Below are 19,370 nucleotides of genomic sequence, written 5' to 3'. Positions count from 1 at the left end.
CGTAAATGATGGGTTGGCGCAGTCTTGCGGAATTACACCGGGAGGCCGGCGCGGAACACCTTCGCGAGGGTCAGGTCGGCGTTCAGGACGGCGAGGTCGGCGCGCAGGCCCGGTTCGATGGCGCCGCGGTCGGTGAGGCCCAGCAACCCGGCCGGGGTGGTCGAGGACATCGCGACGGCGGACTCCAGGGGGAGGCCGGCGGCGACCGCGTTGCGCAGGGCCACGTCCATGGTCAGGGTGCTGCCGGCGATGGCGCCGTCGCGGGCCAGGCGGGCGACGCGGTCGGCGACGACGACGGCCTGGCCGCCGAGCTCGTAGGCGCCGTCCGGCATGCCGGTGGCGTCCATCGCGTCGGTGATCAGGACGGCGCGGCCCGGGCCGGCGCTGCGGGCGGCGAAGGCCAGGGCGCCCGGGTGCAGGTGGATGTTGTCGGCGATCAGTTCCACCGTCGCGGTCGAGGAGAGCAGGCCGACGATCGGGCCGGGCTCGCGGTGGTGGACCGGGCGCATGCCGTTGAACAGGTGGGTCGCCACCGTGGCGCCGGCCGCCACGCCGGCGTGGACCTGCTCGTAGGAGGCGTCGGTGTGCCCGATCGCGGCGAGCACCCCGGCGTCGCGCAGCTGGCTGATCGCGGCCAGGGCGCCGTCCAGCTCGGGGGCGACGGTCATCATCCGGACGCTGCCCTCGCCGATTTTGATCACTTCGGTGATCTCCGCCGGCACCGGGTCGCGGAGGAACTCCGGGTTCTGGGCACCGCAGCGGACCGCGGACAGGTACGGCCCCTCGAAATGGATCCCGGCCAGGGTCCCCTCGTCGACCAGCGGCTTGTAGGCCAGGGTCGCCGACCGCATCAGCTCGAACGGCGAGCTGACCAGGCTGGCCAGCATGGTGGTGGTGCCGTGGGACAGGTGGAAGGCCGCCGCGCTGCGGGCCGCCGCCGGGTCGCCGGTGGTGAACGTGTGCCCGCCACCGCCGTGGCAGTGCAGGTCGACGAAGCCGGGCACGATCACGTCATCGCCGGCGGTGCGGTCCGGGGTGATCGCGGCGATCAGGCCGTCCGCGACGTCGAGATGTCCGGTGACGATCGCGGACGGGGTGACGATCCGGCCGGAGAGGCGCGTCATGCGGCGGTCCCTAGGGAGTCGGGGGTGAGCGGGGTGACGATCCGGCCGGAGGGGCCGGTCATCCGGGGGTACCCAGGGAGTCGAGGGCGAGCAGGGCGGCGCCCAGGCAGCCGGCGGTGTCGCCCAGCTCGGCCCGGACGATCTCCGGCGTGCGGTGGAAGGTGACCCGCCGGGCGAACGCGTCCCGGACCGGCAGCAGCAGCCCGTCGCCGGCCTCGGCCAGCCCGCCGCCGAGCACCACCACCCCGACGTCGTAGAGCGCCTGCGCGGTGAGCAGGCCGTCGGCGAGCGCCTCGACCGCGTCCTGCCAGACCCGGCCGGCCAGTTCCTCGCCGGCGGTGGCCCGGGTGGCCACGTCGAAGGCGGTGGCGTCCGGGTCGCCGGAGAGCTCGGCGTACTTCCGGCCGATCGCCTTGGCCGAGGCCTCCGCCTCCAGGCAGCCCTGAAGGCCGCAGCCACACATCGTGCCGCCGGGGCGGACCGTGACGTGCCCGATCTCGCCGGCCGCGCCGTGCGCCCCGGAGTATCCGGTGCCGTCCACCACCAGGCCGCCGGCGATGCCGGTGCCGATCGCCACGAACAGCACGTGCCGCCGGCCGCGCCCGGCCCCGAGCCGGGCCTCGGCGAGCGCGCCGACCCGCACGTCGTGGCCGAGGGCCGCGGGCAGGCCGAGGCGCTCGGCGGCCAGGTCGCGCAGCGGCACGTCGCGGAAGCCGACGTTCGCCGACCAGACCGCCACGCCGGTGGTCTCGTCGACCACGCCGGGCACCGCGATGCCGGCCGCGACCGGGGTGAGCCCGTCCGAGCGCGCCTTGCCGGCCAGTCCTTCGGCGACGGCCAGGATGTTCTCGGTGACCGCGGCCGGGCCCCGGGCGGCCAGGGTGGGGTGGCGTTCCTCGTGGTGCACCACGCCGTCCGGGCGGACCAGCGCGCATTTCATCCCGGTGCCCCCGACGTCGAGGGCGATGACGACGGTGTCGTTCACGACTGGTCGGGCAGGACGATCGAGCGGGTCAGGCCGCTCGGGTTGTCCGGGTCCAGGCCCTGGGTGGTGGCCAGCAGCACGGCCACCCGCTGCGCCAGGACCAGGTCGGCCATCGGGTCGAGCGGGGCGCGGCCGCCGACCCAGCGGCCCAGCGAGGCGTATCCGCCGTGGTGCCGGCTGTGCACGAAGGCGGCGCCGCGCGCCTCGACCTCGTCGGCCAGGCCGGCCGGCACGTCACCGAACGCCCAGACCACCCGGCGCGGGCCGGCGATCGAGATCGGGCCGTGCCGGTAGTCCATCGCCGGGTACGACTCGGTCCAGAACCCGGCCGTCTCCCGGCACTTCAGGGCGGCCTCCTCGGCCAGGCCGACGGTCCAGCCCCGGCCCAGGAAGGTGATCTGGTCGGTGAGCGCCGGGTGCACCGGCAGCGGCAGCCGGACGGCCACCTCGGCGTCCATCGCGGCGGTGTCCATGTCCTGACCCAGGTGCGCCCGGAGCAGGGCGAGCGTGCTGGTGGCGAACCGGGTCTGCACCACTGACTGCTCGTCGGCGAAGTCCAGCACCACGGTGTGCCCGGCGATGTCGACGGCCGGTTGCGCCGGGTCGGCGGTGATCACGGTCACCGGGGTCCGCTCACCGACGGTGCGCATCACGTCGAGGGTCTCGGTGGTGGTGCCGGACCGGGTGATCGCGATCAGCCGGTCGTAGCGCCGCCCGTACGGGAAGTCGGAGGCCTGGAACGCGTCGGTCTCGCCGTGCCCGGCCTGTTCCCGCAGCACCGCGTAGGACTTGGCCATGAACCAGGAGGTGCCGCAGCCGACCACGGCGACCCGCTCGCCACGGTCCGGCAGGCCCGGTGACGAGGCCAGTTTGGCCGCTTGCCGCCAGCAGTCCGGTTGGCTGGCGATCTCCGCCTTTACGTGCGTCATGGCTCATCCTCAGCGGTTGTGCTGCGCAATCAAGCTCGGTTCCCGGGTATTTCGCGCGTTATTGTGCTCATGGGCCCGGCGCGGGGGCAAGTACCGCGCAGCGGCTGGCTTTGCTTCCCTGCCTTTCGCGCACTAATGTGCACACACTTACCATGAAACGTGCATCGGGGAGTGTCGGGTGGACCGGTACGCGCGGTGGAATGCCCTGCTGGAGCTACTCACGGAGAGCGGCCGGGTGACCGTCGAGGAGGTCGCCGAGCGCCTGGACGTCTCCCAGGCCACCATCCGGCGTGACTTCGATCAGCTGGCCCAGCAGCAGATGATCACACGCACCCGCGGTGGTGCGGTCGCCAACGGCGTCTCCTACGACCTGCCGCTGCGCTACAAGAGCGCCAAGCACTCGGCGGAGAAGCAGCGGATCGGCGAGGCCGCGGCCCGGCTGGTCACCCCGGGCACGGTGGTCGGCCTGAACGGCGGCACCACGATCACCGAGGTGGCCCGGGCGCTGGCGGTCCGGCCGGACCTGAACGCCGGCGGCGAGGGCTCCCAGCTGACCGTGGTCACCAATGCCCTGAACATCGCGAACGAGCTGCTGCTCCGGTCCCGGATGAAGATCGTGGTGGCCGGCGGCGTGGTCCGCCCGCAGTCCTTCGAGGTGGTCGGCCCGCTCGGCGGGGCGCTGCTCAAGGAGGTGACCCTGGACATCGCGCTGCTCGGTGTGGACGCGCTGGACGTGGAGCTGGGCGCCGCCTCGCACCACGAGGGCGAGGCCGCGATGAACAGCCTGATGGTGGCCCGGGCCAAGCGGGTGGTGGTGATCGCCGACTCGTCGAAGCTGGGCAGTCACGCGTTCGCCCGGATCTGCTCGATCACCGAGGTGGAGACACTGGTCACCGACTCGGGGGCGTCGTCGTCGACGGTCGCGGCGTTCCGTGAGGCCGGCGTCGATGTGATCTGCGCCTGATAAAACGTGCGCCGATCACTTAGGGTGCGGCGATGACCGCCGTACTCGAGATATCAGGGCTGCGGAAGACCTATCGCGGCCGTAAGGGTGTCCGGAAGGCGCTGGACGGCTTCGACATGGTGGTGGAGGCCGGGCAGGTGCACGGCTTCCTCGGCCCGAACGGCTCCGGCAAGACCACCACCCTGCGTACGCTGCTCGGCCTGATCCGGCCCAACGAGGGCCGGATGGCGATCCTCGGCCGCGAGGTGCCACAGCACCTGCCCGAGGTGGCCGGCCTGGTCGGCGCCATCGTGGAGAGCCCGCAGTTCTTCGGCAACTTCTCCGCCGAGACCACGCTGTCGCTGCTCGCCGACGCCGGCCGGGTGAACCGGCTCCGGGTGCCTGCGGTGCTCGAGCTGGTCGGTCTGCGCGACCGGTCCAAGGAGCGGGTCAAGACCTACTCGCTCGGCATGAAGCAGCGCCTCGCGGTGGCGTCCGCGCTGCTCAAGGAGCCGCAGCTGCTGATCCTGGACGAGCCGGCGAACGGCCTGGACCCGGGCGGCATCCGGGAGATGCGCACGCTGATGCGGGATCTGGCCGCGTCCGGGATGACCGTGCTGCTGTCCAGCCACATCCTCGGCGAGATCCAGCTGATCTGCGACTCGGTGACGATCATCGCGGCCGGCCGCCGGGTGGCCGCCGGGTCGGTCTCCGAGGTGCTGGCCAGCCACACCTCGTCGACCGTGAAGGTGCGCCTGGAGCCGGGGGTGGACCTGCTCGGCGCGGCCGAGCTGCTGCGGGCGGCGGGCGCCCAGATCACCATGGAGAAGGATCACTTCACGGTGGGGAACGCCAGCAATCCGGCTCAGATCACCAAGCTGCTGGCCGATCGGCAGATCTACGTCTCCGAGCTGACCCCGGTCTCGGCGGATCTGGAGGACGTCTTCCTCGAGCTGACCGGCACCGCGCCGGTCGACGGGGCGAACCGGCAGGTGGACCAGGTGGCGACGCAGGGCGGGTGGGGTCAGTGAGCCTCTATCGGGCGGAGACGCGGCGGCTGACCAAGCGGCGTTTCACCATCTTCTTCGTGCTGCTCGCGCTGGTCGTGCTCGGGCTGGTCGCGGCCGGCGTCGCGGTCACCAACCACAAGGCCACCCCGGCGGTCGTCGCCGCCGCGCAGGCCGACGCCGACCGGGACTTCCAGGAGCAGACCAAGCTCGCCGCGCAGGAGAAGGTGCGCTGCGCCGAGCGGCCGGCGGACTATCCGGAGGGCTGTGACGCGCTCTGGACGCCGACCAAGGACCAGTTCCAGGCCGAGAACTACATGCCGTCGCAGTTCGACTTCCGGAACAACTTCCCGGCGATGCTGATCACCTTCGCGGCACTGCTGGCGCTGGCCGCGTTCATCATCGGCGCGTCCTTCGTGGGCGCCGAGTGGAACAGCGGCGGCATGATGAACCTGCTGCTCTGGCGGCCGCAACGGCTGCGGGTGCTGTCCACCAAGCTGGCCGCCCTGCTGGTCTGGCTGACCGGGCTGTCGGTGGTCACCGGCGCGGTCTGGACCGGGGTCTTCTGGGTGATCGCGACGCAGCGCGGCACCACCGCGAAGATGACCTCGGGCGCCTGGCAGTCGATCGGCCTGATGGGCCTGCGCGGCCTCGCCCTGGTGCTGGTCGCCGGCGCGGTCGGGTTCGGCATCGCGTCGATCGGCCGGCACACCGCGGCGGCGCTGGGCGCGGCGATCGGCGTGATCGTGGTCTTCCAGTTCGGCCTGGGTGTGGTGCTGTCGCTGGCGCAGGCCCGGTTCGCCGACCTCTACCTGCTGCCCACCTGGATCGCCGCCTGGATGTTCAAGTCGTTCGAGGTGACCGACTACAACGCGCCCTGTGTGTTCTCCGCCAACGGCTGCGAGCCACCCACCTACACGCTCACCTGGCAGCTGGCCGGGAGCGTCTTCGCGGCGCTGTCCATCATCATTGTGGGTGCCGCAATGTGGACGATCCGTAAGCGGGACATCACCTGAGGTAGCGTACGCGGGGATCGTCAGCCGCCTCTATGCTGATGATCCCCGCACCGACATCCGAGCCAGCCGATCCTGCCGTCAGGGAGCGCCATGCAGCCCGCCGCCGAACCGACCGGGGAGCAGCCGGTCGAGGAGCAGCAGCACATCCCTGTTCCGCGTGCCCCGGAGACCTCCACATCGGAGCCGGTCGCGCCCGCCCTCAGCGAGCGGGACGAGCAGATCCTCGCCTTCGAGGCGAAGTGGTGGAAGCACGCCGGGGCCAAGGAGCAGGCCATCCGGGACACCTTCGACCTCTCCTCGACCCGGTACTACCAGGTGCTCAACGCGCTGCTGGACAATCCCGCCGCGCTGGAGCGCGACCCGGTCCTGATCGGCCGCCTGCGGCGCCTGCGATCAGCCCGGGCCCGCACCCGGCGTCGCTGACCGCTGTCAGGCCTGGCGCTTCTCCGCGTACGACTCCAGCCAGGCGACCTGGGCCGGGTCCAGGGAAGCGCGCACCCGTTCCCGCGCCGTCGTGACGTTGGCCAGGGTGACCGTCGAGGCCTCCAGCGAGTCCCGCATCGCGGCCAGCGCCGACTCCCGGATCAGCGCCGCGCAGTCGGCCGCCGAGAAACCGTCCAGCTCGGCCCCGAGCGCGTCCAGGTCGACCGACTCGTCCAGCGGCACCGCGCGTGCCGACGCCCGCAGGATCGCGGTCCGGGCGGCGGCGTCCGGCGGCGGCACGTAGATCAGCCGCTCCAGCCGGCCGGGCCGGAGCAGCGCCGGGTCGATCAGGTCGGGCCGGTTGGTCGCCCCGATCACCACCACGTTGCGCAGGTCCTCGACCCCGTCCAGCTCGGTGAGCAGGGCGGCGACCACCCGGTCGGTGACGCCGCCGTCGGTGCCCTGGCCGCGGGCCGGCGCCAGCGCGTCCACCTCGTCCAGGAAGACCAGGGTCGGCGCGGCCTCCCGGGCCCGGCGGAACAGCTCGCGCACCGCTTTCTCGCTGTCGCCCACCCACTTGCTGAGCAGCTCGGCGCCCTTGACCGAGAGCACGTTCGCCTTGCCGGTCCCGGCGATCGCCTTGACCAGGTAGGTCTTGCCGCAGCCGGGCGGGCCGTAGAGCAGCACGCCGCGCGGCGGCGAGACGCCCAGCCGGGCGAAGGTGTCCGGATAGGTCAGCGGCCACAGCACCGACTCGGTCAGCACCTGCTTCACCTCGGCCAGGTCGCCGACGTCGTCCAGGGTGACCTTGGCGACCTCCAGGGTGGACTCGGCCATCGAGGTGGGCCGCACCACGTCCAGCGCGGCCTCGAAGTCGGCCATGGTCACGGTCGGCGCGTCCGCCACCTTCTGCCGGAGCGCGGCCCGGACCCCGGCCTCCCGGGCCAGCGCGCCCAGGTCGGCGGCGACGAACCCGGGGGTGCGCCCGGCCACGTCGTCCAGCCGCACGTCCTCGGCCAGCGGCATGCCGCGGGTCAGCACGCCGAGCTGCTCGCGGCGCATCGCGGCGTCCGGGAGCGGCACGGTCAGCTGGACGGCGAGCAGGTCCGGGGCGCGCAGCGCCGGATCGACCGACTCCGGCTTGCTGGTGGTGCAGACCACCGCCGCGCCGGAGGCGACCGTCTCCAGCAGCACCTGCCGGAAGACCGTGGCGAGCGGGCCCGGCTCGTCGCGGGGCGTGAGCGCCTCCACGTCCGAGATCAGCAGCACCGCGGGCTCGCCGCCGCGCACCTCGTCGGCCAGGGCGCGCAGCCGGCGGGCGGCCGCGTCGTTGGTGAGCGCTGCCAGCTCCGGGGCCCAGACCGGGCGGACCTCCGCGCCGACCGTCGCGGCGACCGCCCGGACCAGGGCGGACTTGCCGGACCCGGCGGGTCCGGAGACCAGCACGCCGAGGCTGACCTTGGTGCCCAGCTTGGCCAGCACCTCGCGGTGGTGGAAGCCCAGGTCGAGCAGCTCCTCCAGCTCCTTGGCCTGGGAGCGCAGGCCGGGCAGGTCGTCCAGGCTGGGCGGCGGCACGTCGGGATCGGTGGAGGCGGGCGCCTCGGCACGGGCCGTCCGGTGGGCCGGGCTCGCCGCCGGCCCGTCCTGCCAGGCCACCACGGTGTCCATGGTGACCAGGGCGGCGTCCGCGTCGTCGACCCCGGTCACGGTCAGCAGGGTGCTGGTCCACGCGTACCCCACCCGATTGGCCAGGCTGCGCCGGGCCGCCTCGACCAGCGACCGGTTCCCCGCCTCGGGCAGCACGTCCTGCGGCAGCAGCGACACGTCGTCGCCGGTGCTGACCACCTTGCCGAGCAGCGCCAGGCGCAGCATCTCCGGGGAGACCACGGCAACGATCTCCGGCGCCCCGGCCAGCGTCACCCGGCGCGCCCCGGTCACCGGGATCGGGGTGACCGTGACCTGACCGCCGTCCCGCATGCCGAGGTTGCCCAGGGTGAGGTCGTCGGCGTAGAGCAGGGCCCGGCTGGCGCCGGCCTCGGCACGGGCCACGATCCCGGCGGTGACCCTGGTCCCGGCCAGCCGCACCGGGTCGCCCGGCTGCAGCGCCAGGGCGGCCATCACCTCCGGGTGCAGGCGGACGATGCCGCGCCGGGCGTCCAGCGCCGCGGGCCGCAGGGTCACGGTCAGCGTGAGCTCATCTGCCACCGGGGAAGCCTCCGATTGATCGACAGGACAGACCGTAGGTGGTCCACGCTAGCGGCCCGGACGCCAGATCGGGCTTCACAGCCCGTGCTCAGCAGCGCCCGGCTAGGTTGGGCGCCATGTCTGCGTTACCCCGGGTGACCCGGCGCCGGGCGGTCACCGCCGCGGTGGTGCTCGTGCTGCTGGCCGCCGCGACCATCTGGGCGGTGCTCCCCGAGCGGGCCGCCTGGACCGCCCAGGACCTGCGGATCACGGTCCGCTCCGGTCCGGGCGACGACCAGCCGGTCGACCTGGACGCCCGCTTCCTGCTGCCCCGGGAGCGGTCCGGCAAGGTGCCCGCGGTGCTGCTCGCGCACGGCTTCGGCGCCACCTTGGACTCGGTCCGTCCGGACGCCGAGTCGCTCGCCGCCCGGGGCTACGCGGTGCTCACCTGGACCGCGCGGGGTTTCGGCCGGAGCACCGGCGAGATCCACCTGGACAGCCCGGACTACGAGGTCAAGGACGCCCAGCGGCTGCTCGACTGGCTGGCCGAGCGCCCCGAGGTGCGCATCGACGCGGCCGGCGACCCCCGGGTCGGCGTGGTCGGCGGTTCCTACGGCGGGGCCCTCGCCCTGCTGCTGGCCGGCCAGGACCAGCGGGTCGACGCGATCGTCCCGTCGATCACCTGGAACGACCTGGGCGCCGCGTTCCTCCCGCAGTCGGCCGGCACCGCGGCCACCGGCGTGTTCAAGAAGAGCTGGGCCGGCGCCTTCTTCGGCTCCGGCGCGGGCGGTGACGACCCGGCCTGCGGGCGGTTCGCCGCCGACGTCTGCCGGGCCTACCTGTCGATGGCCACCACCGGCGTGCCGGACGCGGCCACCCTCGCCCTGCTCCGCCGGTCCAGCCCGGCCACCGTGCTCGACAAGATCAAGGCGCCGGCGCTGCTGATCCAGGGCGCCGTCGACACGCTCTTCCCGCTCTCCGAGGCGGACGCCAACGCGCGCGGGATCGCTGCCACCGGCACCCCGGTGCGGGTCGCCTGGTTCACCGGCGGGCACGACGGCGGTGCCGGTCCCGGCAACGACCAGGACCGGGTCAAGTTCCTCACGGTCCAGTGGCTGGACCACTACGTGAAGGGCGAGGGCAGCGCGCCGGGCGACGACTTCACCTGGTCGCGGGTCGCCGGGTTCAGCGCGCTGGACCGGGACCTGGTGACCAACGGGTATTCCACCGGCGCCTACCCCGGGCTCACCGGCACCGGCAGTGCGACGGTGAGCCTCAGCGGCGCGGCCCAGCCGATCGCCAACCCGCCGAACGGCAACCCGGCGGCGATCTCCTCGCTGCCCGGGCTGGGTGGCCGGCTCAGCTCGCTGCTCAGCGGCAACCTGGCCACCGACGTGCCAGGTCAGCACGCCACCTTCGGCAGCGCGCCGCTGACCGGCGCGATCGACGTGGCCGGCGCGCCCACGCTGCGGCTGCGGGCGGCGTCACCGACCGGTCAGGCGGTGCTCTTCGTCAAGCTCTACGACGTCGACCAGAACGGCGCGCCGACGCTCAGCGCCGGCCTGGTCGCCCCGGTCCGGCTCACCGGCCTGCCGACCGAGATCGGCCAGGCGCAGCCGGTGACGGTGACCCTGCCGGCGATCGTCCGGCAGATCGAGGCCGGGCACACCCTCCGGGTCGTGGTCGCCACCTCGGACCAGGCGTTCCTCTCCCCGGCCGCTCCGGCCACCTACACCGTGGCGGTCGACGAGCAGCTGACGCTGCCCACCCTGGTGGGCACGGCGATCGCGTCGCCCGCGGCGATCTACTGGTACGCCCTGGGCGCGCTGATCCTGGTGATCGCGCTCGGCCTCGCCGTCCTGCTGCTGGTCCGCCGGGCCCGCCGCCGTCGCCGGGTGACCGCGGTCGACCCGGCGCTGGCCGACACCCCGCTGGTGGTGAGCGGGCTGCGCAAGGCGTACGGCGACGGCTTCGTCGCGGTCGAGGAGATCGGCTTCACCGTCGAGCGTGGCCAGGTCGTCGGCCTGCTCGGGCCGAACGGCGCCGGCAAGACCACCACGCTGCGGGTGCTGATGGGGCTGACCACCCCGACCGCCGGCGAGATCCGGGTCTTCGGGCACCGGCTGGTCCCCGGCGCGCAGATCCTCTCCCGGGTCGGCGCGCTGGTCGAGGGCCCCGGCTTCCTGCCGCACCTGTCCGGTTACGACAACCTGCGGGCCTACTGGCGGGCGACCGGCCGTCCGTGGGCGGACGCCCGGTTCGACGAGGCGCTGGAGATCGCCGGGCTGGGCGCCTCGGTGCACCGCCGGACCAAGAACTACAGCCACGGGATGCGCCAGCGGCTCGCCATCGCCCAGGCCATGCTCGGCCTGCCCGAACTGCTGGTGCTGGACGAGCCGACGGACGGCCTCGACCCGCCGCAGATCGCCGAGATGCGCCGGGTGCTGCAGCGCTACGCCACCGACGGCCGGGCGGTGCTGGTCTCCAGCCACCTGCTCGCCGAGGTGGAGCAGACCTGCACGCACGCCGTGGTGGTGAACAAGGGCCGGATCGTCGCGTCCGGGCCGGTCGAGGAGATCGTCGGCGAGTCGCCGTCGGTGGCCATCGAGGTCACCGACGTCCCGGCGGCCACCGAGATCCTCAGCGGCCTGGGCGTCCGCGGGGTCACCCCGGACGGCGCCACCGGCCTGATCGTCGACATGAACGGCACCCCGCGCGCCGAGCTGGTCGCCTCCCTGGTCCGCGCCGGCGTCGGCGTCGACCGGGTGGTTCCGCGCCGCCGCCTGGAGGACGCCTTCCTGGCCCTGGTGGGCGACAACTCCCGGGGGAGTGGAGACCGATGAGCACTAGTGCCGCAGTGGGGTACCGGCCGTCGCGCACGCTGCCGATCCGCGCCGAGATCCGCCGGCAGGCGTCCCGGCGGCGGACCCAGCTGGCGCTCGGCTTCATGGTGCTGCTGCCGCTGATCATCCTGGCCGCCTTCGAGTTCGGCGGCGGCGGCGATGACGACGACGGCAACGGCGGCGGCGCCTTCAGCAGCCTGGTCGACCTGGCCACCTCGGGCGGGCTGAACTTCGCGCTGTTCTGCCTCGCGGTCTCGGCCGGCTTCCTGCTGGTGGTGGTCTTCGCGCTGTTCGCCGGCGACACGGTGGCCAGCGAGGCCAGCTGGGGCAGCCTGCGCTACCTGCTGGCGATCCCGGTCCCGCGGGCCCGCCTGCTCGCGGTCAAGCTGACCGTCGCGCTCGGGTACGCCCTGCTCGCCCTCGCCCTGCTGGCCGGCACCGGTCTGCTGGTCGGCACGGTCCGCTACGGCTGGCATCCGCTGGGCAGCACCATCGCCGCCGAGATCCCACCCGGCCAGGGGGTGCTGCGGCTGCTCGGCATCCTCGCCTACCTGGCGGTGACCCTGCTGGTGGTGGCCGGGCTCGCCTTCCTGCTGTCGGTGCTCACCGACGCCGCCCTGGGCGCGGTCGGTGGCGCGGTGCTGCTCTGGATTCTGTCCAGCATCCTGGACCAGATCACCGCGCTCGGGTCGATCCGCAACGCGCTGCCGACCCATTACAGCGACGCCTGGCTGGGCCTGCTCTCCACCCCGGTGCAGACCGAGGACCTGGCCAAGGGCGCCATCTCCGCGTTCGTCTACGCGGTGGTCTTCTGGGGTCTGGCCTTCTTCCGCTTCACCCGCAAGGACGTCACCTCCTGAGCGTCCGGGAAAGGCGTTGACCGGCCGGTCCCGGGGGGCCGAGGATCGGCCGATGGCCGACTTCAGCATCCGCCCCGCCCGGCCGGACGACGCCGCCGCCGTGGTCACGCTCGGCGCGACGGTCCATCCCTATCTGGTCCGCGGCGTGGCCCGGACCCGGCTGATGATCGCCGAGCCGCCGCCGGGCGAGGACTGGGCGGCGTTCGTCGCCGAGCGGGACGGCGAGCCGGTCGGCTGGGTGTCGGCCTATCGGAAGGTGCGGACGACGGAGCCGGACTTCGGGCAGATCTCGCTGCTCCAGGTGCATCCCACGGCCCGTGGCCGGGGGATCGGCGGCGCCCTGTTCGCGGCGGCCGCCGGTCATCTGCGCGCGGCCGGCGTCCGCCGGGCCGCGGTCACCGCCACCCCGCAGGCGCTGCCGTTCGCCCGGCGCCGCGGCTTCGAGCCGGTCCGTGAGCTGCGCTATTCCGCGCTGGAGCTGGCCGCCCTGGACGGCGTGCCGGCGGACCGGGTGCCGGACGGCGTCCGGCTGATCGCGCTGCGCGAGACGACCGCCGAGGAGCTCTACGCCGCCGACGTCGTCGCCGCCGCCGACGAGCCCGGCGACGTCGCCCCGCAGCCACCCTCGTTCGAGTCCTGGCGGTACGACATCTGGCAGAACCCCGGCCTCGACCACGACTGCAGCACCGCGGCCCTGGTGGCCGGCGAGATCGTGTCGTTCTCCCTGCTGGTCCGTGACGGCGACCGGGTCTGGTCGGACATGACCGCCACCGCCCCCGGCCACCGCGGCCGCGGCCTGGCTCGGCTGGTCAAGAGCGTGGCCCTGCGGCGAGCCGCCGCGACCGGCGTGACTCGCGCGTTCACCAGCAACGACGAGGCGAACCTGCCGATGCTGGCGGTCAACACGCGGCTGGGGTACCGCCCGGTCGCCAGCCAGTTCTCCTGCGTCGGATCCTTGGAGCAGTCAAGCGGCGGCCGATAGGAAGGAGGTCGCTCACACCTCGGGAACTCGGTGTGGACTTGCCGAGATCTCGTCGTAAGCTTCGGGAAACAACTGAATACCTCATCCAGAGGGGCAGAGGGAACGGCCCTGTGAAGCCCCGGCAACCACCGCGTATGTCTCGAGGACGAGGCCGCGCGCGGCAGGTGCTAATTCCGTCCCGAGGCAGGTCGCCGCCGGGAAAGATGAGAGGGAAGGCCTCGATGACGTCTGCCGTCACCACACCCACTGCTACCACTTCGCCGGCCCGCGGCCTGATCTGCCGCGCGTGCAGCGCGGAGTACCCGCTCGCCGCGCAGCACGCCTGTTTCGAGTGTTTCGGCCCGCTCGAGGTGGCCTACGACGAGGCCGCGCTCGCGCGGGTGACCCGGGCCGAGATCGAGGCGGGCCCGCAGAACATCTGGCGTTACGCCGCGCTGCTGCCGGCCGGCCAGGACCCGGCCACCCGAGTGACCCTGGACCCCGGCCTGACCCCGCTGGTCAGCGCCCCGGCACTGGCCGAGCGCCTGGGCATCACCGCCCCGCTCTGGGTGAAGGACGACTCGCAGAACCCGACCCATTCGTTCAAGGACCGGGTCGTCTCGGTGGCCCTGACCGCCGCCAAGGAGCTGGGCTTCAAGCGGTTCTCCTGCGCCTCCACCGGCAACCTGGCCAACTCGGTGGCCGCCCACGCGGCCCGGGCCGGCGTGCCCAGCATCGTCTTCATCCCGTCCGACCTGGAGCAGGGCAAGGTCGTCACCACCGCGGTCTACGGCGGTGAGCTGGTCGCCATCGAGGGCTCCTACGACGACGTGAACCGGCTGTGCAGCGAGCTGGTGGAGACCGACGAGTTCGAGGACACCGCGTTCGTGAACGTGAACGTGCGGCCGTTCTACGCCGAGGGCTCCAAGACCCTGGGCTACGAGGTGGCCGAGCAGCTCGGCTGGCGGATCCCGGCCCAGGTGGTCATCCCGATGGCCTCCGGCGAGCTGCTCACCAAGGTGGACAAGGCGTTCAGCGAGCTGGTCGAGATCGGACTGGCCGAGGCGCCGGCGGGCGGCTGGACGGTCTTCGGCGCGCAGTCGGCCGGCTGCAACCCGATCGCGGTGGCGCTGCACAACGACACCGACGTGATCACCCCGGTCAAGCCGACCGGCATCGCCAAGTCGCTGAACATCGGCGACCCGGCCGCCGGGCCGTACGCGATCGAGGCGGTCCGCCGCACCGGCGGCTGGATGGACTACGCGGACGACGCGGAGATCCGGGAGGGCATCCGGCTGCTCGCCGAGACCACCGGCGTCTTCGCCGAGACCGCCGGCGGCACCACCGTCGCGGTGCTGAAGAAGCTGGTGGAGAGCGGCAAGCTGGACCCGGCGAAGGAGACGGTCGTCTACAACACCGGCGAGGGTCTGAAGACGCTGGACGCGATCTCCGCCGAGGTCGGCCCGACCCACCGGATCAAGCCGTCGCTGCGCGGCGCGCGCGAGGCCGGCCTGCTCGGATAGCGGACAGTAACCGGACATCTGCCGGTTGTCGAATATTCCTTCCTCCGAGGACTTGCGCGCCGATCTCCGGATCGGCAGGATGCTTGTCGCGGGAGGACGCGACGCCGTAAGTGGCCCCTCACCTGAGCTTGGCGACAATCTCCGAGGGACCCAACGACCCAACGCTGACCCAATGGCTTCGTGCCGGAGGCGTTGTGCGTCCGTCCTCCCGACCAAATCTCACCGGTGGCGGCGGGCCGAGTCTCAGCGGCCGCGTTAGGCCGTCTCAGCGGCCCCGGATGGCCGGTCTCAGCGGCGGCGGAACACCCGCTCCACCCAGGGTCGCAGTGGCAGATCCTCCGGATAGCCGCCGTCGCGCAGCCCGGCCCGGCGTTCGAAGTAATTCCGCACGCCGAAGGATCCGGTCGCCACGTAGGACCAGCCACAAGCGACCCAGTAAGCCGGCCAGAAGAGTGGCCCGAGCACCGCGTACTGCCCGGCGTGCCGGCTCTCGTGCGCCAGCAGCGCGGCCCGCTCCTCGGCCAGCAGCCACTCCGCCGACCGCCGGGTGATGATCACCGAGCCGACCGTGAAGCAGGACGCCGGCGGCATCGGCAGTTTCCACCCCTCGGCGATCAGCACGCCGTCCCGGCCGCGCCGGATCTTCGTGCGGGTGGCCAGGGCGAGCAGCAGCCCGGCGCCGGTGGTCCCGTTCGCCGCGGTGAGCACCGTCCGGGTGACATGCCAGCGCCGGGGTGACATCACATCCTCCGGCGCATCTGCAGCTGGGTCAGGACCGGCACGGTCGGGTGCGGCAGGCGCACCCCGGTGTCCTGGAAACCCAGCTTCTCGTACGCCCGGACGGCCCGCCCGTTGCCGACCACCACCTCGAGCATCAGCTCGTGCCGCCCGGCCGCGGTGGACCAGTCGGCGACCGCGTCGACCAGCTGGGCGAGCAGTTTGCCGCCCCGGACGGCCGGCGTCAGATAGACCGAGAAGACCACCGTGACGTGTGGCTCGTCCGGGATCGCGGTGCCGCCGGCGTGCCCGAGCAGCGGCCCGTCACCCGGGTCGGCGATGAACTGGGACAGCTCCGGGCCGTCGGCCGACATGCCGAGCCGCTGCGCGTAGCCCTCGTGCGAGCGGGCGGCGGCCTGGGCCAGGGTCTCCAGGAAGGCGAGGGGACTGTCCGCGAGCATCTCGAGCCGCAGGGCGCGCATCCGTCCGGCGTCCCGGGGGGTGACCCGGCGCACGGTCCAGTTCTCCATGCGTCCTCATTACTCGTCGCGGCGGCCGGCCACAACCGTCTTGCCGCAAAACCGTCCTGAGCTGCGCATGAAGATCTTTAGCCGGATTCCGGACCGCACCCGAGGGTTTCGCGGGAAGATGGGGTTTCTTGCACTCGGTACCCGGGAGTGCTAAACAAGTGATTGGCACTCGCGACCCGTGAGTGCCAGCAGGTCGGGACGGTGGGGTTCCGGTCGCGTCGCCGCCATCGGCGCCGCGGCACGAAACCGGTCGTCGCGGGCTATCCGGCTCGGCCTGAGGACGTCACATCGCCAGGTGGTGACGTCCACAGACTTCCTCAGTGTGCGGGGACGGGCCCTCGGCCCGAAACCGCGGATGTCCGGGAGGACAACGCCGTATGGCCAAGATCATCGCATTCGACGAGGAGGCTCGCCGGGGCCTCGAGCGGGGCATGAACCAGCTCGCCGACGCGGTCAAGGTGACCCTCGGCCCGAAGGGCCGCAACGTGGTCCTCGAGAAGAAGTGGGGCGCCCCCACGATCACCAACGATGGTGTATCCATCGCCAAGGAGATCGAGCTCGAGGACTCGTACGAGAAGATCGGCGCCGAGCTGGTCAAGGAGGTCGCCAAGAAGACCGACGACGTCGCCGGTGACGGCACGACGACGGCGACCGTCCTGGCCCAGGCCCTGGTCCGCGAGGGTCTGCGGAACGTCGCCGCGGGCGCGAACCCGATGGCCCTGAAGCGGGGCATCGAGGCCGCCGTGGCCAGCGTCTCCGAGGGCCTGCAGCAGCTGGCCAAGGACGTGGAGACCAAGGAGCAGATCGCCTCCACCGCGTCCATCTCCGCCGGTGACACCACGGTCGGCGAGATCATCGCCGAGGCCATGGACAAGGTCGGCAAGGAAGGCGTCATCACCGTCGAGGAGAGCAACACCTTCGGCCTGGAGCTCGAGCTCACCGAGGGTATGCGCTTCGACAAGGGCTACATCTCGGCGTACTTCATGACCGACGCCGAGCGGATGGAGGCCGTCTTCGACGACCCCTACATCCTGATCGCCAACAGCAAGATCTCCGCGGTCAAGGACCTGCTCCCGGTCCTCGAGAAGGTCATGCAGTCCGGCAAGCCGCTGATCATCATCGCCGAGGACGTCGAGGGCGAGGCCCTGGCCACCCTGGTCGTCAACAAGGTCCGTGGCACCTTCAAGTCCGTCGCCGTCAAGGCCCCGGGCTTCGGTGACCGCCGCAAGGCCATGCTCGAGGACATCGCCATCCTCACCGGTGGCGCGGTCATCAGCGAGGAGGTCGGCCTCAAGCTGGACGCCGCCGACCTGTCCCTGCTGGGCCAGGCCCGCAAGGTCGTCATCACCAAGGACGAGACCACCATCGTCGACGGTGCCGGCAACGCCGAGCAGATCCAGGGCCGGGTCAACCAGATCCGCGCCGAGATCGAGCGCTCGGACTCCGACTACGACCGTGAGAAGCTGCAGGAGCGTCTGGCCAAGCTGGCCGGCGGCGTTGCGGTGATCAAGGTCGGCGCGGCCACCGAGGTCGAGCTCAAGGAGCGCAAGCACCGCATCGAGGACGCCGTTCGCAACGCGAAGGCGGCCGTCGAGGAGGGCATCGTCCCGGGTGGTGGCGTCGCGCTGGTGCAGGCCGGCAAGACCGCGTTCGACAAGCTGGACCTGTCCGGCGACGAGGCCACCGGTGCCAACATCGTCAAGGTCGCGCTGGACGCCCCGCTGCGCCAGATCGCGGTGAACGCCGGCCTCGAGGGCGGCGTCGTCGTGGAGAAGGTGCGCAACCTGGAGGCCGGTTACGGTCTCAACGCCGCGAACGGTGAGTACGTGGACCTGCTGGCCGCGGGCATCATCGACCCGGCCAAGGTGACCCGCTCGGCGCTGCAGAACGCCGCGTCGATCGCCGCGCTGTTCCTCACCACCGAGGCCGTCGTGGCCGACAAGCCGGAGAAGACCCCGGCTGCGCCGGCCGGCCCCGGCGGCGGCGACATGGACTTCTGAGTCCAGCCGTAACAGACAGAACCGGGCGGGTCGCGCGAGCGGCCCGCCCGTTCCGTGTCTCAGGCCGGTTGCATCTCCCGCCCGGCGGCGGCGTGATCGGTGAGGTCGCGCAGCCCGCGCACCGGGGAGAGCAGGTAGATCACCGGGCAGATCGCGGTCAGCGCCCCGAAGATCAGCAGGGTGGTCCGGGCGCCGAGCGGACCGGCCAGCGCCCCGGCGAGCAGGCCGCCGAGCGGGATCGCGCCCCAGGACACGAACTTCACCGTCGCGATCACCCGGGACAGCAGCTCGGGCGGGCTCTGCGTCATCCGGTAGGTCCGGGTGGTCACGCTCAGCACCACCACCGAGGCCGCGAAGATCAGGTTCCCGGTGGCGAAGGCCAGGTAGCCGGCGGCTCCGGCGCCCAGCGGGATGAGCAGCGCCCCGGCCACCCCGGTGAAGCCCACGATGATCAGCCCGCGGGCGGTGCCGAACCGGGCGGTGAACCGGGTGGTCAGCGCCGCCCCGATCAGTGTGCCCACGCCTTCGGCGGCGAGCAGCAGGCCGACCAGGCCGGGCGCGGCGTGCAGGTCGCGGACCAGGTAGTAGGCAAAGAGCGCCATCTGCGCCCCGCAGACGAAGTTGACCGAGGTGGCCACCCACATGCCGGGACCGATGATCGGGTGCCGGGTGACGTAGCGCCAGCCCTCGCGGATCAGCGCGGCCATCGGGGTCCGGTCGCCGGTCGGCGCCTCGGTGCGGCGGGCCGGCAGCGAGCCGAGCAGCGCGCCGGAGAACAGGTAGCTGACCGCGTCGACCAGCAGGGTCGGCACCGGTCCGAACACCTGGACCGCGAGCCCGCCCAGTGACGGGCCGCCGAGCTGGGTGGCCGCGTGGGTGCCGGAGGTCAGGCTGTTCCGCGCCTGGAGCTGGGCGGCCGGCACGATCGTCGGCAGGAACGTCTGGTTGGCCACGTCGAAGAGCACGTCGCCGAAGCTGATCACCAGGGCCACCACGATCAACTGCGTCACCGAGAGCGCGTCCAGCCACCAGGCGAGCGGGATCGAGGCCACCGCGAGCGCCCGGGTCAGGTCCGCACCGACCTGGAAGCCGCGCAGCGGCAGACGCTGCACGATCACGCCGGCCGGCAGGCTGATCAGCAGGTAGGCCAGGTAGGTCGCGGCGGTGATCAGTCCCATCTCGAGGGCGGAGGCGTGCAGCACGGTCAGCGCGGTCAGCGGCAGGGCCACCGAGCCCACCGCGGAACCGAGCTGGCTCGTCGCGCCCGCCGTCCACCAGCGCCAGAACGTAGTAAGTTTCATAATGGAACGCACTATAGTGGTGGC

16 protein-coding genes and 1 riboswitch are annotated in these 19,370 nt (G+C 72.5%); of the genes, 9 read left to right on the top strand and 7 right to left on the bottom strand.

What is annotated here, in order from left to right; translation table 11 throughout:
• Nucleotides 1–32: 32 nt before the first annotated feature.
• Genes nagA through BJY16_RS05950 form a run of 3 tightly spaced genes read right to left on the bottom strand, consistent with a single transcriptional unit; the run spans nucleotide 33 to nucleotide 3,038 of the window.
• The gene (gene nagA, locus BJY16_RS05960; protein WP_185038109.1) at nucleotides 33–1,124 is read right to left on the bottom strand and encodes an N-acetylglucosamine-6-phosphate deacetylase; all 1,092 of its coding nucleotides are present in this window, start codon (nucleotides 1,122–1,124) and stop codon (nucleotides 33–35) included.
• A 58-nt stretch (nucleotides 1,125–1,182) separates the two neighbouring features.
• Nucleotides 1,183–2,109 (bottom strand): ROK family protein, encoded by a 927-nt coding sequence (locus BJY16_RS05955; RefSeq protein ID WP_185038108.1) that lies wholly within the window; start codon nucleotides 2,107–2,109, stop codon nucleotides 1,183–1,185.
• Nucleotides 2,106–3,038 carry an SIS domain-containing protein gene (locus BJY16_RS05950; RefSeq protein ID WP_185038107.1) on the bottom strand — a complete coding sequence of 311 codons (933 nt, stop codon included), beginning with the start codon at nucleotides 3,036–3,038 and terminating at the stop codon, nucleotides 2,106–2,108. The genes BJY16_RS05955 and BJY16_RS05950 overlap by 4 nt, the downstream gene beginning before the upstream one ends.
• A gap of 178 nt (nucleotides 3,039–3,216) precedes the next feature.
• On the opposite strand from BJY16_RS05950, the gene BJY16_RS05945 reads away from it, so the two are divergent.
• From BJY16_RS05945 to BJY16_RS05930, 4 genes are all read left to right on the top strand, one after another.
• Nucleotides 3,217–4,002: a DeoR/GlpR family DNA-binding transcription regulator gene (locus BJY16_RS05945; RefSeq protein ID WP_185038106.1), complete on the top strand. Its 786-nt coding sequence runs from the start codon at nucleotides 3,217–3,219 to the stop codon at nucleotides 4,000–4,002.
• 32 nt (nucleotides 4,003–4,034) lie between these two features.
• Nucleotides 4,035–5,012, top strand: a complete 978-nt coding sequence (locus tag BJY16_RS05940; protein ID WP_185038105.1) for an ATP-binding cassette domain-containing protein — start codon at nucleotides 4,035–4,037, stop codon at nucleotides 5,010–5,012.
• Nucleotides 5,009–6,004 carry an ABC transporter permease subunit gene (locus tag BJY16_RS05935; protein ID WP_185038104.1) on the top strand — a complete coding sequence of 332 codons (996 nt, stop codon included), beginning with the start codon at nucleotides 5,009–5,011 and terminating at the stop codon, nucleotides 6,002–6,004. Before BJY16_RS05940 ends, BJY16_RS05935 begins: the two co-directional genes overlap by 4 nt.
• Nucleotides 6,005–6,094: 90 nt before the next feature.
• On the top strand, nucleotides 6,095–6,427 hold the full coding sequence (locus BJY16_RS05930; protein WP_185038103.1) for a DUF3263 domain-containing protein: 333 nt from the start codon (nucleotides 6,095–6,097) through the stop codon (nucleotides 6,425–6,427).
• Between the two features lie 6 nt (nucleotides 6,428–6,433).
• Here BJY16_RS05930 and BJY16_RS05925 read toward each other — a convergent pair whose 3' ends face one another.
• Nucleotides 6,434–8,632, bottom strand: a complete 2,199-nt coding sequence (locus tag BJY16_RS05925) for an AAA family ATPase (protein WP_185038102.1) — start codon at nucleotides 8,630–8,632, stop codon at nucleotides 6,434–6,436.
• A 116-nt stretch (nucleotides 8,633–8,748) separates the two neighbouring features.
• Here BJY16_RS05925 and BJY16_RS05920 point away from each other — a divergent pair, with 116 nt between their 5' ends.
• From BJY16_RS05920 to thrC, 4 genes are all read left to right on the top strand, one after another.
• On the top strand, nucleotides 8,749–11,454 hold the full coding sequence (locus tag BJY16_RS05920) for an alpha/beta fold hydrolase (RefSeq protein WP_185038101.1): 2,706 nt from the start codon (nucleotides 8,749–8,751) through the stop codon (nucleotides 11,452–11,454).
• Complete coding sequence (locus BJY16_RS05915; RefSeq protein WP_185038100.1) at nucleotides 11,451–12,314, top strand: ABC transporter permease; 864 nt, start codon at nucleotides 11,451–11,453, stop codon at nucleotides 12,312–12,314. Before BJY16_RS05920 ends, BJY16_RS05915 begins: the two co-directional genes overlap by 4 nt.
• Nucleotides 12,315–12,366: 52 nt before the next feature.
• Nucleotides 12,367–13,296, top strand: a complete 930-nt coding sequence (locus BJY16_RS05910) for a GNAT family N-acetyltransferase (protein ID WP_185038099.1) — start codon at nucleotides 12,367–12,369, stop codon at nucleotides 13,294–13,296.
• Between the two features lie 78 nt (nucleotides 13,297–13,374).
• Nucleotides 13,375–13,506: riboswitch (SAM riboswitch) on the top strand.
• An 11-nt stretch (nucleotides 13,507–13,517) separates the two neighbouring features.
• The gene (thrC, locus tag BJY16_RS05905; RefSeq protein WP_185038098.1) at nucleotides 13,518–14,798 is read left to right on the top strand and encodes a threonine synthase; all 1,281 of its coding nucleotides are present in this window, start codon (nucleotides 13,518–13,520) and stop codon (nucleotides 14,796–14,798) included.
• Between the two features lie 288 nt (nucleotides 14,799–15,086).
• Here the strand turns inward: thrC and BJY16_RS05900 are convergent, their stop codons facing one another.
• Complete coding sequence (locus BJY16_RS05900) at nucleotides 15,087–15,539, bottom strand: hypothetical protein (RefSeq protein WP_185038097.1); 453 nt, start codon at nucleotides 15,537–15,539, stop codon at nucleotides 15,087–15,089.
• Nucleotides 15,539–16,045, bottom strand: coding sequence for a GNAT family N-acetyltransferase (locus BJY16_RS05895; RefSeq protein ID WP_185038096.1), 507 nt, complete (start codon nucleotides 16,043–16,045; stop codon nucleotides 15,539–15,541). The genes BJY16_RS05900 and BJY16_RS05895 overlap by 1 nt, the downstream gene beginning before the upstream one ends.
• Before the next feature lie 377 nt (nucleotides 16,046–16,422).
• Here BJY16_RS05895 and groL point away from each other — a divergent pair, with 377 nt between their 5' ends.
• Nucleotides 16,423–18,045, top strand: a complete 1,623-nt coding sequence (gene groL / locus BJY16_RS05890) for a chaperonin GroEL (RefSeq protein ID WP_185038095.1) — start codon at nucleotides 16,423–16,425, stop codon at nucleotides 18,043–18,045.
• A gap of 59 nt (nucleotides 18,046–18,104) precedes the next feature.
• Here the strand turns inward: groL and BJY16_RS05885 are convergent, their stop codons facing one another.
• Nucleotides 18,105–19,346 carry an MFS transporter gene (locus BJY16_RS05885; RefSeq protein ID WP_185038094.1) on the bottom strand — a complete coding sequence of 414 codons (1,242 nt, stop codon included), beginning with the start codon at nucleotides 19,344–19,346 and terminating at the stop codon, nucleotides 18,105–18,107.
• Nucleotides 19,347–19,370 lie beyond the last annotated feature (24 nt).

It is taken from the genome of Actinoplanes octamycinicus (assembly GCF_014205225.1).
Taxonomy (GTDB): domain Bacteria; phylum Actinomycetota; class Actinomycetes; order Mycobacteriales; family Micromonosporaceae; genus Actinoplanes; species Actinoplanes octamycinicus.
Note: the sequence above shows the minus strand (reverse complement) of the source record. Positions and strands in the feature narration are given on the sequence as shown.

Excerpts from the sequence above, each read along its gene's own strand:
- nagA (WP_185038109.1), bottom strand. The coding sequence starts at position 1,124 with ATGACGCGCCTCTCCGGCCGGATCGTCACCCCGTCCGCGATCGTCACC.
- BJY16_RS05910 (WP_185038099.1), top strand. The coding sequence starts at position 12,367 with ATGGCCGACTTCAGCATCCGCCCCGCCCGGCCGGACGACGCCGCCGCC.
- BJY16_RS05895 (WP_185038096.1), bottom strand. The coding sequence starts at position 16,045 with ATGGAGAACTGGACCGTGCGCCGGGTCACCCCCCGGGACGCCGGACGG.
- BJY16_RS05915 (WP_185038100.1), top strand. The coding sequence starts at position 11,451 with ATGAGCACTAGTGCCGCAGTGGGGTACCGGCCGTCGCGCACGCTGCCG.
- thrC (WP_185038098.1), top strand. The coding sequence starts at position 13,518 with ATGACGTCTGCCGTCACCACACCCACTGCTACCACTTCGCCGGCCCGC.
- BJY16_RS05930 (WP_185038103.1), top strand. The coding sequence starts at position 6,095 with ATGCAGCCCGCCGCCGAACCGACCGGGGAGCAGCCGGTCGAGGAGCAG.
- groL (WP_185038095.1), top strand. The coding sequence starts at position 16,423 with ATGGCCAAGATCATCGCATTCGACGAGGAGGCTCGCCGGGGCCTCGAG.
- BJY16_RS05885 (WP_185038094.1), bottom strand. The coding sequence starts at position 19,346 with ATGAAACTTACTACGTTCTGGCGCTGGTGGACGGCGGGCGCGACGAGC.
- BJY16_RS05940 (WP_185038105.1), top strand. The coding sequence starts at position 4,035 with ATGACCGCCGTACTCGAGATATCAGGGCTGCGGAAGACCTATCGCGGC.
- BJY16_RS05950 (WP_185038107.1), bottom strand. The coding sequence starts at position 3,038 with ATGACGCACGTAAAGGCGGAGATCGCCAGCCAACCGGACTGCTGGCGG.
- BJY16_RS05900 (WP_185038097.1), bottom strand. The coding sequence starts at position 15,539 with ATGTCACCCCGGCGCTGGCATGTCACCCGGACGGTGCTCACCGCGGCG.
- BJY16_RS05920 (WP_185038101.1), top strand. The coding sequence starts at position 8,749 with ATGTCTGCGTTACCCCGGGTGACCCGGCGCCGGGCGGTCACCGCCGCG.